The sequence below is a fragment of the Paraburkholderia caffeinilytica genome, from assembly GCF_003368325.1.
Taxonomy (GTDB): domain Bacteria; phylum Pseudomonadota; class Gammaproteobacteria; order Burkholderiales; family Burkholderiaceae; genus Paraburkholderia; species Paraburkholderia caffeinilytica.
Genome location: NZ_CP031466.1, coordinates 1,968,479 through 1,981,496 on the forward strand (window position 1 = coordinate 1,968,479; position 13,018 = coordinate 1,981,496).

The 13,018-nt window shown below is 63.4% G+C and carries 14 protein-coding genes; 8 read left to right on the forward strand and 6 right to left on the reverse strand.

All coding sequences use genetic code 11. The annotated features are described in order from the left end of the window. The first annotated feature begins 145 nt into the window (after positions 1 to 145). On the forward strand, positions 146 to 655 hold the full coding sequence (locus tag DSC91_RS08765; protein ID WP_115779758.1) for a DUF1993 domain-containing protein: 510 nt from the start codon (positions 146 to 148) through the stop codon (positions 653 to 655). Between the two features lie 150 nt (positions 656 to 805). Here DSC91_RS08765 and DSC91_RS08770 read toward each other — a convergent pair whose 3' ends face one another. Further along, the gene (locus DSC91_RS08770) at positions 806 to 1,126 is read right to left on the reverse strand and encodes a YnfA family protein (protein WP_115779759.1); all 321 of its coding nucleotides are present in this window, start codon (positions 1,124 to 1,126) and stop codon (positions 806 to 808) included. Positions 1,127 to 1,306: 180 nt separating this feature from the next. Next, positions 1,307 to 1,936, reverse strand: a complete 630-nt coding sequence (locus DSC91_RS08775; RefSeq protein WP_115777759.1) for a LysE family translocator — start codon at positions 1,934 to 1,936, stop codon at positions 1,307 to 1,309. A 154-nt stretch (positions 1,937 to 2,090) separates the two neighbouring features. On the opposite strand from DSC91_RS08775, the gene DSC91_RS08780 reads away from it, so the two are divergent. The 4 genes from DSC91_RS08780 (at position 2,091) to DSC91_RS08800 (ending at position 5,806) form a co-directional block, all read left to right on the forward strand. Next, complete coding sequence (locus DSC91_RS08780; RefSeq protein ID WP_115779760.1) at positions 2,091 to 2,558, forward strand: Lrp/AsnC family transcriptional regulator; 468 nt, start codon at positions 2,091 to 2,093, stop codon at positions 2,556 to 2,558. A gap of 65 nt (positions 2,559 to 2,623) precedes the next feature. Continuing rightward, positions 2,624 to 2,857, forward strand: coding sequence for a hypothetical protein (locus DSC91_RS08785; protein WP_074287882.1), 234 nt, complete (start codon positions 2,624 to 2,626; stop codon positions 2,855 to 2,857). A 994-nt stretch (positions 2,858 to 3,851) separates the two neighbouring features. Beyond that, positions 3,852 to 3,995, forward strand: coding sequence for a hypothetical protein (locus DSC91_RS37385; RefSeq protein ID WP_162831347.1), 144 nt, complete (start codon positions 3,852 to 3,854; stop codon positions 3,993 to 3,995). Between the two features lie 134 nt (positions 3,996 to 4,129). After that, entirely contained in the window at positions 4,130 to 5,806 is a 1,677-nt protein-coding gene (locus tag DSC91_RS08800) for an NRAMP family divalent metal transporter (protein WP_115777762.1), read from the forward strand. A 143-nt stretch (positions 5,807 to 5,949) separates the two neighbouring features. Here DSC91_RS08800 and DSC91_RS08805 read toward each other — a convergent pair whose 3' ends face one another. Continuing rightward, entirely contained in the window at positions 5,950 to 6,426 is a 477-nt protein-coding gene (locus DSC91_RS08805; RefSeq protein WP_115777763.1) for an OsmC family protein, read from the reverse strand. Between the two features lie 109 nt (positions 6,427 to 6,535). Between DSC91_RS08805 and DSC91_RS08810 the strand changes: the two genes are divergently transcribed. Continuing rightward, positions 6,536 to 7,177 (forward strand): GntR family transcriptional regulator, encoded by a 642-nt coding sequence (locus tag DSC91_RS08810; protein ID WP_115777764.1) that lies wholly within the window; start codon positions 6,536 to 6,538, stop codon positions 7,175 to 7,177. A 3-nt stretch (positions 7,178 to 7,180) separates the two neighbouring features. Here DSC91_RS08810 and DSC91_RS08815 read toward each other — a convergent pair whose 3' ends face one another. Further along, a complete protein-coding gene (locus tag DSC91_RS08815; protein ID WP_115777765.1) occupies positions 7,181 to 7,525 on the reverse strand; it encodes a hypothetical protein in 345 nt (114 codons plus the stop codon). A gap of 403 nt (positions 7,526 to 7,928) precedes the next feature. Here DSC91_RS08815 and DSC91_RS08820 point away from each other — a divergent pair, with 403 nt between their 5' ends. Both DSC91_RS08820 and DSC91_RS08825 read left to right on the forward strand, forming a co-directional pair. Then, positions 7,929 to 8,636: a glycine zipper 2TM domain-containing protein gene (locus tag DSC91_RS08820; RefSeq protein ID WP_115777766.1), complete on the forward strand. Its 708-nt coding sequence runs from the start codon at positions 7,929 to 7,931 to the stop codon at positions 8,634 to 8,636. Positions 8,637 to 8,777: 141 nt separating this feature from the next. Then, entirely contained in the window at positions 8,778 to 10,784 is a 2,007-nt protein-coding gene (locus tag DSC91_RS08825) for a bifunctional DedA family/phosphatase PAP2 family protein (RefSeq protein WP_115777767.1), read from the forward strand. Positions 10,785 to 11,028: 244 nt separating this feature from the next. Here the strand turns inward: DSC91_RS08825 and DSC91_RS08830 are convergent, their stop codons facing one another. Together DSC91_RS08830 and DSC91_RS08835 are read right to left on the reverse strand one after the other, a co-directional pair. Beyond that, positions 11,029 to 11,358, reverse strand: a complete 330-nt coding sequence (locus tag DSC91_RS08830) for a 4Fe-4S dicluster domain-containing protein (protein ID WP_115779761.1) — start codon at positions 11,356 to 11,358, stop codon at positions 11,029 to 11,031. Beyond that, positions 11,355 to 13,001: an FAD-dependent oxidoreductase gene (locus DSC91_RS08835; protein ID WP_115779762.1), complete on the reverse strand. Its 1,647-nt coding sequence runs from the start codon at positions 12,999 to 13,001 to the stop codon at positions 11,355 to 11,357. Before DSC91_RS08835 ends, DSC91_RS08830 begins: the two co-directional genes overlap by 4 nt. Between the last annotated feature and the right edge of the window lie 17 nt (positions 13,002 to 13,018).

A 13,018-nucleotide genomic window follows, 5' to 3' on the forward strand; every position in this document is an offset into this window, starting at 1 on the left:
GCGCGGCAGTTGTCCGAATGGCCAACGGCGGGTTCGACCAATGCGCATCGTGCAGCACCCGCGCTATGATGCTGAAGCGGCAATCCAGCCGTTGCAGCGCCTCGCGCGCTACCCGTGCGCACGATCGAAGAATCAGAGGAACCCCATGTCAATTTCGATGTATCAAGCATCTCTGCCCGTGCTGATGCGCGGCATGACCAACCTGCAAGTCATCCTCGGCAAGGCCGAGGCGCACGCAGCAGAGAAACAGATCGACCCGTCGGTGTTCACGAACGCCCGCCTCGCGCCGGACATGCTGCCGCTGGTGCGCCAGGTCTATATCGTGAGCGACACGGCGAAGGGCTGCGCCGCGCGTCTGGCTGGCGTCGAAGCGCCGAAGTACGAGGACGTCGAACAGACCTTCGAGGAACTCGATGCCCGCCTTCAAAAGACGATCGATTATCTGAAGGAATTCAATCCGCAACAGATCGATGGATCGGAGGAACGTCCGATCACACTGAAAATGCGCACTGGCCCGATCGAGTTCACAGGGCTGTCATATCTGCTCGGCTTCGTGCTGCCGAACTTTTATTTTCACGTCACGACGGCGTACGACATTCTGCGTCACAACGGCGTCGAACTTGGCAAGCTCGACTATCTGGGCGGCATCAAGTAAGAAGGCGTAGGTGCTGTTGCATGGGCGCCATGGGATTGCCGCATGAGCAGCACATGAACCGCACGCCGGCCGCGGGCGAACCGCGCGTGAACCGCGTACAGGCATGTGTTCGCGGCGTGCTCGTGTGGCATCAGCCGGCATCAGTCGGCATCAAACGCGCGGCTGGAACGCGATGATCGCCATGCCGGCCAGGGTGAATGCCACGCCGGCCGCATCCCAGAGCGAAGGGCGCACGTTGTCGACGCCCCAGAGCCACGCGATCGCCACCGCCACATACACACCGCCGTAAGCCGCGTACACGCGGCCTGCGGCGGCGCCGTGCAGCGTCAGCAGCCAGGCGAACAATGCGAGGCTCGCCGCGCCAGGCACCAGCAGCCAGATGGAGCCCCCCTCCTTCAGCCAACGCCAGGGCAAATAGCACCCGACGATCTCGGCAATGGCGGTCACGGCATAAAGCAGAAAGGTTTTCATCGGCAGAGGGAAGCGAGTGGTTGTGTTGCCGCGCAACGGTGCGCGGTTGTCGATCGACTTTATTAACACAATCACTTTGCGCGCGGGCATGCTGCGTGCCACGGTCCTCGCGCCCGGTCCCGATTCGCTGCCTGCCGTCGGCCTGGCATCGCCCTATGCCGACATCTGCTGGTTCGGCAGTCAGTCCAGCGAAAGCCGCAACGCAAAGCCGATCAGCGCCGCTGAAAAAGTCCAGCGCTGCAATGTCTGCGCGAGAGGATGAGCCCGCATCCAACCGGCAATGCGCGCCGCGCCGATCGCGTAGATCGCGTCGAAACACACGCCAATGGCAAGCAGCACCAGACCCAGTTCGACCATCTGCAGTGCAACCGGTCCGGCCTCGGGACGCACGAACTGCGGCAATAGCACCGAGCAGAACAGCAGCGCTTTCGGGTTCAACAGATTGGTCAGCAAGCCCTTGACGAAAGCCGCACGCAACGGCCGCGACTCGGCGCCCACCGCGCCGCCTTCTGGCAGCGCGAATACGGGTGAGCGGAAGATCTGGATACCAACCCATGCGAGATAAACCGCACCGCCGTAACGCACCACGTCGTACAACCAGGGCGCGCTACGCAGTAGCGCCGCCACCCCGCACGCCGACAGCGTGACGTGCGTGGCCCGCGCCACGCCAAGGCCGCCTGCCGCCGCGAAGCCACTGCGCATGCCGCGTCCGATACTGGTCTGCAGAACCAGCGCCATGTCGGGCCCAGGCACGGCGTAGACCACAAACAACGCAGCGATATAGACAACCAGAAGGTGTGCGGAAATCATAGAAACCCCTTGTTTTTAAGGTCTCTATCTTGCCGTCGCCGGCGGAGGGTTTGCTGGCGAAATGCAGGGACTACGACTCCATCTTTGAAGGAATACGCTAATATTCCACACCCTAGCCATGTTTTCCGCCAACGCACAGCAAACGCCCAAAACCATGACCACCGACCTCGACAAAACAGACCGCGCGATCCTCGCCGCACTGCAGAACGACGGCCGCATGTCGAATGCACGGTTGGCCGAAATGGTCGGCCTGAGCGAGACGCCTTGCGCCCGCCGCCTCAAGCGCCTCGAGAACGACGGCTACATCGACCAATACCGCGCGATGCTTTCGCGCTCCGCCCTCGGCTTTGGGGTCGTCGCGTTCGTCTATGTGCGTTTTGCCGTGCACGATCGGGCGGTGGCCACCCGATTCGAGCGGGAAGTGCAGGCCATCCCGCGAATTCTGGCGTGCCACAACGTGTCGGGCAGCGCCGACTACATCCTGCAGGTGGTCGCACGCGATCTCGACGACTACGGCACGTTCATGCGCGACGAGATGCGCAGCTTGCCGGGTGTGACGTCGGTGGAATCGGCGTTGTCGCTGCGAGAAATCAAGGCCAACGGCGGGCTGCCGCTGTCCTGAACGCTGACGTGGCATAGTCACCCATTTGATGCGGCGCGAGCCGACCAGACGAATACGGAGTTTTCATGGATCACGAAAAGGCGAGAGCCGAAGAAACCGCTGCGATGGAGCGCGTATTGACCGCAACCAAACGGGTACAGGCGGCCTTCGCGTCGCTGCAATCGCAATTCCCGCCAGCCGGCAGCGGTCAGCCTTCGCAGTTCGCGCTGCAAACGTTCGACGCTGCGTTGCAGGAACTCGAAGACGCTCAAGCCGCATTCGACGAATTGCTCGGCGATCTGCTTGACGGCAATCGTTGAGTCGCATAGCCGGTCTCTTCGCTGCGTAGCTGCTGCGTAGGACGCGAGCGACGGCCGTTTTCAGTTTCCATCGAGCCGGGCGTCGCGTTATTTGGAGGGATCGGCCGGGCTCGACCGTTAGTTGCGCATTTCCGTCCCGGAACTGGAATTCCCACAACGCCGGATCGCCCATCCCCTGCTCCATCCGGAATGCTCTAACGCGCTTGTGCGTCGGGAAGCGCGTCGAGGGCGAGCCGGTCGTCCGCCGGCCGCCGTCGCCACGCCGTTGCCCTATTCACTGCTGCACTTACGCCCTTCATTCCCTCGTCCTTCCTGTCATTTCTGAAAGACTCAACTCCGCTAGCGATCGACAACGCGCCTTGCCGCACACATAGAAAAAGAATATTTGCTTCGCTTAACGAAGCATGTTGACTTCTGCTCGCGGGAGTGCCTAAAATTCGGGCGTTATCACAAACGGGGCCATTGCCTTGGACACCAGCAGTAGTCGATTTTCGAACAGTTTTACTGCCTGACCGGCCCGACGCCCGCGCTCCATTTCCTCAGCCGCCGTCTTGCCAGCAGGCAGACGGTGCGCGCCGTAGTCACTCTCTCCGTGCACCCTAACTAGCGCCATTCGGCCGCGCCGTGCTTACGCACGTCGCGCAACCGTCTGGCTTCGCGTCGCGAGCATCCACTCGCGGCAGCGCTCGCTCACGCCGGTTCGATCCGTTCGAATTCCTGCGCGACCGAGCGCGTGAACAAGCACGTGCTGAAGCAACGCAGATACACAACGCAGATACACAACGTAGATAAGCGACGCAGATAAGCAAAACCGATAAGGAGCCGCCATGCCGGACAGTGACAGTTATCCCATATGCCGCTCAATTGCCACGCAATTTTTCTTTTGCCTGAGGAAAGCAAGTAGACGTTCGCCGCCGCGCGCATAGTGCCGGCCGTGCTCCGTGTCTGCTGGCTTTCCGCAACCCGCGTCAAGCCATACGCCCGGAGAAAAACCATGTACATCGCCGTCCTCGTCCCGACCCTGCAGCAAATGCATATCCACAGCGACGCTGCACTCGCGCTCCACAGCGTCAAGCCGCACTGGCTCGTCGTGTCCTGGCACCGCGTCAAAGCGCTGCTCCCGAACCCGGCTTCGTAATACCTGCTGCCAGCACCCGCACGTCTTCGCGATCCGCATGCGCCACCGTCTATCGAGCCCATTCGACGGCATGCGTTCTGCGGATCCTGAAGGCGCGCCACGGCACTCAAATCACACTGCTCAGGCGACTAAAAATGTCCACTCCATTCAACGTCTCGCCACCACGCCGCGCCGTTCTCGATGAAGCCCATCTCGGCGACATCAAAGGTGCTTTCGGCACCATCGCGCACCACGACACCGCGCCTCGCAACAACTGGTGGGCACGCATCCGAACGCTGCTCGCGATTCTCGGACCGGGCCTCATCGTGATGGTCGGCGACAACGACGCCGGCGCCTTCGGCACCTACACACAGGCGGGGCAGAACTACGGAACCACCTTGCTGTGGACCATGCTCCTGCTCGTACCCGTTCTCTTCGTCAATCAGGAAATGGTGCTGCGTCTCGGCGCCGTGACCGGCGTCGGTCATGCACGGCTGATCTTCGAGCGCTTCGGCAAGTTCTGGGGGGCGTTCAGCGTTATCGACCTGTTCATCCTGAACGCCCTCACCATCGTGACCGAGTTCATCGGCATCACGTTCGTGCTGAATTTCTTCGGCATTTCGAAAGTGGCCGGGGTCTGCATCGCCGCGGCAGTGACGATGGCCGCGGTCAGCACAGGCAACTTCCGACGCTTCGAGCGCTTCGCGGTCGTGCTCTGTCTGCTGAGCCTGCTGCTGGTGCCGGTCCTGGTGTCGATTCATCCGCCGGTTGCGCAGATGACGCACGACTTCTTCATTCCGGGCTGGCCTGCCCATTCGAAACTGAGCGACGTGATGCTGCTCGTGATCGGCATCGTCGGCACCACGGTCGCGCCGTGGCAGCTTTTTTTCCAGCAAAGCTATATCGTGGACAAACGCATCACGCCGCGCTTCATGAAGTATGAGAAAGCCGACCTGTGGATCGGCATCGTCTTCGTGATGATCGGTGCGGTGGCCATGATCTCGTTCTGCGCTGCACTGTATGCAGGCAAAGCAGAGTTCGGCAATTTCACGGATGCGGGCGGCGTGATCGCCGACCTCGAAAAATATGCCGGCCGCACATCCGCGGTTCTCTTCGCGGTCGCGCTGCTCGACGCCTGCATCATCGGCGCGGCGGCCGTGTCGCTGTCCACCGCCTACGCAATCGGCGACGTGTTCAAGATCCGCCACTCGCTGCATCGCGGCGTGACGGACGCGAAGGGCTTTTACCTCGTCTACTTCGCCATCGTCGCGGCCGCGGCTGCGCTGGTATTGATTCCCGGCAGCCCGCTCGGACTTCTGACCGAAGCCGTGCAGACGCTGGCCGGCGTGCTGCTTCCGAGCGCAACGGTGTTCCTGCTGCTCTTGTGTAACGACAAGGCCGTTCTCGGCCCGTGGGTGAACTCGAAGAGGCTCAACCTCTTTACAGGCGCGGTTGTGTGGGTGCTCGTCATGCTCTCTATCATCCTCACCGCATCGGTGATGTATCCGGACATTACCGGCGAAGCGATGATCGAAGTACTCGCCGGCGGCACGTTATTGGCCGTCGTCGGCTACGCCGCAACCGTGACGGCTCGGAGGCTGCGGCTCGCACCTTCGGGCGCGGTGGCTTCTTCGGCTTCCGCTGTTTCCGACAGCGCGCAAGCGCTTTCGAAAGAAGCACGCAATACGTGGCGCATGCCGCCCCTGGAAGAACTGCCCGCGCCACAACTGACCTTATCCAAACGCATCTGGATGGGCGTACTGCGCGGCTATCTGATCGTGGCAGTCGCACTCGTTGTAGTGAAGGTCGTGCAGATGACATTGATGCATTGAGTCGATGCTGCCCGCCCGCTCCCGGTTGTGTCGGTAAGCGGCGGGCGAACAAGCGGACCTTCGCGCGATCCGCCCAGCACTGCCGTCCGTACCCCGTTGCATCGCGATGCCTTCACCGGATGCCGGTGAAGACCACGCCTCCGTCACGCCCCTTCCGTTGCAATTTCCGGTTCGCACAGAATCGGAAAGTTGACAGAGTTCGCGATATAGCACTTTCCATGCGCCACGTGATGCAATCGCCTGGCCAGTTCGCGGTCGCCTCCTGCCCGAATGACGACATGCGGCCGTAGAACGATTTGCGAAAAACGGCCCTGCTCCGGACTATCGAGCATTGTGCCTTCGGCGTTGTCTCGATAGCTCAGAACCACGATCCCGGCGTCCGAGCAAAGGTGCAGATACCAGAGCTTGTGGCAGGCGGATGCCGAGGCGACCAGCAGATCCTCCGGGTTCCAGCGGTTCGCGTCGCCGAGAAATGCTGCGTCGGATGATCCGGGAATATCGGGCTTGTTTCCCGCAGCGATGATGTGGTCCCGACCGTATTCACGGTATCCCGAGGTGCCGCTGCCGCGGTTGCCTGTCCATTGCAGCGATACCGCGTATTTGTGCTCGCCGTACGCCATGCCAATCTCCTTAGCTGTTGACCCGAACCTGATTTCGCAACAGGTACATTCTAGATCCGCGCACCCATTTTGGTATACTATTATTCCATACAACAGGAACCCGACGCACATGGACCACAAACTGGATTCGACGGCCGACGCCATCGCTGTCTCGCTACGCGAACTGATCGCGACCGGCGAACTGGAGGATGGCGCACGGCTGGTCGAACGCGAACTCGCCGATCGATTCGGAGTGAGCCGGGTACCGATGAGGGAGGCCATACAAAAGCTCGAGGGCGAGGGACTGGTCGAACTCATGCGCAATCGCGGCGCGGTCGTGCGCACTTTGACCGGAGCGGACCTGGACGAAATTTATAGCCTGCGCATGTTGCTCGAAGGCGACGCCATTTTCCACGCGGTCAAACGCATGGACAGTGAGACGTTATCGCGCGCCGAACTCGTTCATCGGCTTCTGGGAGACGCCGATACCGCGCAAAAACAGGGCGAACTGAATCGCGAGTTTCATGAACTGCTATACCGCCCATGCGCAAACGGCCGGCAATTGAAAGCGATCCGCGAACTGCGCGCCCAGGTCGAACGCTACGAGCGATTGCAAGGCACGCTGCTCGCCGACACAGCGGCCTTCCAGGATGAGCATCTCAAGATTCTCGAAGCATGCGAGGCCGGCAACGCCCGCCTCGCTCGATCGATGACGGTTGAACACCTCGCGTCGGCGAAACGCCTTGTTCTGCAACTCGTTCGGGTTGAGTGACGGCTACTGGCCAAACGCCTTTCCCGTCACGTTCGGTGCGCGAGGATCCGGGCTCATATTCAGGCTGGTGCCGTTCGCTCGCATGTTGCTGAGCGCCGGCCCCGACCCATTGCTGCCGGTTCCGCCGACCGTAGGAGAGCTGCCCACCGTACCCAGGCCCGGCGTTGCGCTCAGGCCCGTCATACCCGTCCCCAGACTCACCCCCTGCCCCGTGCCCGCGCCGTTGATCCCGCCTGCCTGCAAACCGACCCTGCCATTGGCGCTCAGGTTGGCCGATTGAGCGCTAGCCACGCCCATCGACCCCATCATCAGCGCCGCGACAAATAGGGTCTTTGTTACGATTTTCATAGCCCACTCCATCAAGCCATCAAATTGACCGATCGAACGACTTCCACCAGCGTGGCGATGTCGAGCCAACGACACCCGCAAAGGGAGCCCGGTCACACAGTAAGACTGGCTGCCCGCCACGTTTGTTCATCGCTGAAATCCGGACGACACGGCATGCGCGCTCGACCCTTTCCACATGAAGCGGTTGAAACTGGCGTCCGGTTTCCAGACGGAGACCGGCGCGCGTCCGGCGAGGATTCGCCAGGATCGATTGCAACGCTTCCTCGATGAATTTGCCGACGCAATCTGAGCGGGCCCCTCTTCGCCGGTAAATCGTACAAATGCTTACAAAGCAGCGTATGTCTGACGTACACCGGCCGCGCTGCTGCGGCGTTATTGCAGGCATCTACCCGCGGAGTCCGCCATGAACACAAACCTCACGTCCAGTAATTCGCAGCGCAACCGTATTCATCCCCTGGTCGCCGGCGCGGCGGTGGCCGTCATCCTGGCGAGCGCCACCGGCGTCGCCGCGATGACCGGCCTTCTGCCGACCTCGCATGCCGTTACGGAGCCCGCGCAGCCGGTCGCCACGATGGCCGCGCAAGTTGCCAGCGCTCCGGTCGCCGCGCCCCAGGCGGCCCCGGTTCAGCAAGCGGTTCAGCAAACGACACAGCAAGCCGCGCCGGCACGGCCGCGTGTACATCACACGCACAGCACGCCCGCCACGGACTCGCCGAGGTACGCAAACAATCAGGGCTACCAGGCACCCTATGAACCCGCGCAGGCAAAGCCGGTTGCCGATCCTTATGCGGGAGAAGTCGTGGCCATCAACACGGTGCAGACGCCTGAGCCGACTACCGGGCTCGGCGCGCTCGGTGGCGCGGTCGCCGGCGGCCTCGTCGGCAATCAGATCGGCGGCGGACGGGGCAAAATCCTTACGACCATCGCGGGCGCTGTCGGCGGCGGTCTGGCCGGCAACGGGATCGAGCACGCGGTGCGCAAGCAGACCACCTATCAGGTCCAGGTGCGCATGCAGGATGGCAGCTACCGCAACTTCAGCTACCCGACGCAGCCGGACGTCCAGATCGGCGAGCGGGTCCACGTATCCGGCGACTCGCTGACGGCTTCGTAACAGCTGAACATACCCGGCGACTCGCTGAACGCTTCGTGAAATTGCGCGCCGCCATGTCACCCGATGCCGGCGCGCAAAAATGTGCGCCGGCGCCGTGCGCGTTATGATCAACCGTTACGCCAGAACGGCTGATCGCGCACGATGGAGCATGCCTACATCCACCTTTTGCATCTGCTTGCCGGCCACCCGGCATGGATGCTCACGGTCGTCTTTCTCGCGGCCTTCCTGGAGGCCGTCGCCGTCGTCGGCACCTTCATCCCGGGCAGCACTGCGATGTTCCTCGCCGGCGCGCTGGCCGGCACCGGTTCACTGAGCCTCGCCTGGGTGTTCCTGTGGGCGATCGCCGGCGCCATCGCCGGGGACGGCATGAGCTTCTGGATCGGCGGCCGCTACAAGGACAGGATCGTCCAGCTCTGGCCGTTCCGCACACACCCGCAGATACTCGAGGCAGGCCACGGTTTCTTTCAGAAACACGGCGCCAAAAGTGTCGTATTCGCCCGCTTCGTCGGACCGTTACGGGCCATCGTGCCGGTGGTGGCGGGCATGCTGGGCATGACGCCGCTGCGCTTTTACGGCATGAACGTCCTGTCGGCGCTGCTATGGGCGCCGGCGCACATCCTGCCGGGCGTGGTATTCGGCGCCTCGGTGCTGCTGGCCGGCGCCGTATCGTTCCGCCTCGTCGTCATCATCGCGTTGCTGGTTGCCATCGTCTGGCTGAGTTTTCGCGCGATGCGGTTCCTGGTCTCGCATGCCAGCGCATGGTCGAGCGCGGCGGGCCGCTATCTGGGAAGCTGGGCTTGCCGCCACCCGGGGCCGTTCGGCCGGCTCGCGCGGCGCCTGCTCGACCCCGAACAGCCGGATGCCAGCAGCATCGTGGTGACGTCGCTGATCGTGCTGGCGGCGGGCGCGCTCTTCTTCGGGGTGCTCGAAGACGTGATCAGCGGCGATCCGCTGGTCAGCGTCGATCTGTCCGTCTATCACTTCCTGCAATCGGTGCGCACGCCCTGGAGCGACACGGTCCTCGCAGGCCTGGCGACGCTCGGCAGCGTCTTCACGCTGACGGCACTGGTTGCGACAGTAGCGGTGTGGATGCTGGTGGAGCAGCGTTGGCGCACCATCGGCTACTGGCTCGCCGCGGTCGTGTTTTCCCAGTTGCTGATCTTCGCGCTGCAGTTCGCGATGCACCGCGCGCCGCCCAATGAACTGCTGTCCGACGCCTACGTGTTTCCGAGCAATCACGTCGCCGCGACGGTGATCGTCTATGGGTTCCTGGCCTTCCTGCTCGTGCGACGGGTCGGCATGCTGGAAGGCTTGTTCGTGGCGACCGCGAGTACGGTGGTTGTGATCGTGGTCGCGTTGGCGGGGCTTTACTTCGGCAGGTACTGGGTCTCCGATGCGATCGGCGGCGCCGCGCTCGCCTACATCTGGGTCGCCATCGTCTCGCTGACGGCGATGTTGCGGCATCCTGAGGTACCGCCCTCACGCGGCTTCATGCCGGTCGTGATTCTGGTGGTGATGCTCGTGAGCGTGGGCGTGCAGCTGAGCATCAATCCACTGGCGCCGACGCCGGACAACATGCCGCGCCCGCAGCCCGTGCTGGTCACGCAGGCACAATGGACCGTGTCGCTGTCGAAGAGACTGCCCTGCTATCGCTCGGACATGGGCGGCGACCACAAGGAGCCGCTCACGCTGCAATGGGTATCGAACCTCGATTCGATCAGGGGGCAACTGCGAGCCCAGGGATGGATCGAAGGCACTGACCTGTCCGCGCGCAGCGTACTCTCGCTTGCGTCGCCGAACGTCGCGGCGACATCGCTGCCGGTATTGCCGAAGTTGAACAACGGCGTGCCTTCGTCGCTGGTCTTCGTGCGTCCCGGCGACACGCGCGACGAACGCGACGTCCTGCGTTTCTGGCCGAGCGGCTACGCCGTGGAGAACGGCGCGTCGGCCACCCCGCTGTGGGTCGGGGCCTTTGCGCACGAACGGCTCTCCCGGGCATCGTGGCCGATCAACATTCTGCGAGTCGACCGGGAAGTGTCGCCGTTCGATGCTCACGTAAAAACGAGCGCCGGCCTAGGCGCAGCGCTCGTGGCCAGCGTGAGCTGCCACGGCGTGCCGGTGTCGCTGCTGGCCTCTCCGGTCGAGTGAGCGGCACGTTGCCAGCGGTCTGTCCGGGGTCTGCCTCGGGTCTGCCTCGGGTCTGCCTGGATGCGCCGGTTCGCCGTACCAATCCGGAAATCGCTCTGCGCTCAATCACTTGGCGGATTTGGCCAGGACTTGTCCACAAGGATATGAACATTTTCTGTGGATAACCTCAGCGACGCGTTGCGCACGTTCCTCCTGAGGCATGTCGGCAAGCGACCACGACGCTATTGCACTGCTGTCGTTTCCATCAATGGATCGGCGTCAGTAGTTCGTAACTTGCATCGAGCGCAGCGGTGGAGCGGCGTCCCGGCCCCCAGCCAAGTGCGTCGCGATAGCTCCCGAGACGCACACCCGGCGGCAGACGCGCTTCGTCCATCACGACTGCAATGTCGGCCTGCGGCGCGACAAACAGCGCATCCGCCGGGCAGTACAGCTCGCACATGAAGCAGGTCTGGCAGTCGTCCTGCCGCGCGACCCGCGGAATGCCGCCCTCCACCGCCTCGAACACGTTGGTGGGACACGCGCGGACGCAGATGTTGCATCCCGTGCAGCGCGATTCGCTCAAGATTTCGATCATGCGCATGCCTCTTGCCGTTCGACTGGAATTGCCCCGTCGTCTACCGCCTTCCTGCGGACCCATACGTCATCCAGACCGCCGCTGATCAGCCTGTGCCGCTGCCCGGCGTCGATCGATCTGTACTCCGCGCGGCGATGCATGCCGCGCGTCTCGGTACGCGCCTGCGCGCTGCGATACATCCAGCGCGCGGTCGCGACCATCGCCGCCGCCTCTCGCGCACGCACGGCCTCTTGCGCGTTGCGTGCCGGCGCGCTGTTGCGCAAGCGCGCCCACAGTGCGTCGAGGCGCCCCAACGAATCGACCAGCAGGTCCTCGCTGCGCGTCCAGTTGCGCTCGTACGGAAACACTTCGCCCTGCACGGTCTTCACGGCACTCACGCTGTCAAAAGGCATGGTGTGCGACGTGCCGCTCAAGCCGACAGCGCCCGCGCAATAGAGTCGGCCGATCCCGGAGCGACGCTTTGCCTGCGCGTGATCGGCCGCACCGGCGCCGGCCCAGAAACCCGACGACATCGCCCACGCTGCGTTGTGGCTGCCGCCGCCGGTGAATCCGCCGCAAATCATCTCGCGTGTCGCGGCGTCGCCTGCCGCATAGAGACCTTCAACCGACGTCGAGCAGTCGCGGCCCGTGACATGCAAACCGCCAGTCCCGCGCACCGTCCCTTCCAGCCTGAGCGTTACGGGAAAGTGCTGGGTGAAGGGATCGAGGCCCAGGCGGTCGAATGGCAGGAAGAAGTTGGGTTGTGCCGTCCGCATCCATGCACGGACCTGCTCGTCGGCGCGATCGAGGCATGCGAACACCCGGCGCGTCTGCAGTTCGCGCGCGATGACGCTGCGCCCGAACGCCGAACCGGCGCCCTCGATCTTCACCCCCTGTTCGTCGTAGAAAGTCGCCCATTTGTAGAACAGGGATTTGGTAACCGACGCGAATGCCGGACCGAGACCATAGGCATTCGAGAACTCCATGCCGGAGAGCTCCGCGCCCACTTCGGCCGCCATCAGCTGGCCGTCGCCGGTCAGCACGTTGCAGCCGAGCGCGCGGCTCTGAAACGCGCAGCCGCCCGTTGCAATGACCACCGCCTTCGCGCGCACGACCCACGTTTCTCCGCTCTGGCGCTGCACGCCACGCGCGCCGGCGACTGCGCCACCGCCATCCACGAGCAGTTCGAGCGCCGGGCTGTGATCGAGGATGCATGCGCCGCTCTCCTTCACGCGCTTGCGCATCAGCCGCATATAGTCCGGCCCCTGCAGCGAGGTCCGCTGCTCCTCGCCGTTTTCGTCGACGGGAAACGGATAACCCCATTGCGCAAGCTGGTGGACGTTCACCCAGGTTTGCTCAAGGACGCGATCCATCCAGTCGTGTTCAGCAAGCTGGCCACCCAGTCCAAACCGGCTCGACTTCGCCCGCTCTCGCGTGTCACCCTGCGGCGAGACATACCAGATCGCCGTGCCTGACGGCGCCGTCGCCCCCGATGTCCCGCAAAACCCCTTGTCCGCGAGCACGACTTTCGCGCCCCTCGCGGCGGCCCCAATCGCGGCCCACGTCCCCGCCGGCCCGCCGCCCACCACCAGCACGTCGACGTCGTGACGCTGACCCGCGGTTGCGTCGTCCAATGCGCTGACGCTCACAATCGATTCACTCATCCCAAGCATCTCCCATC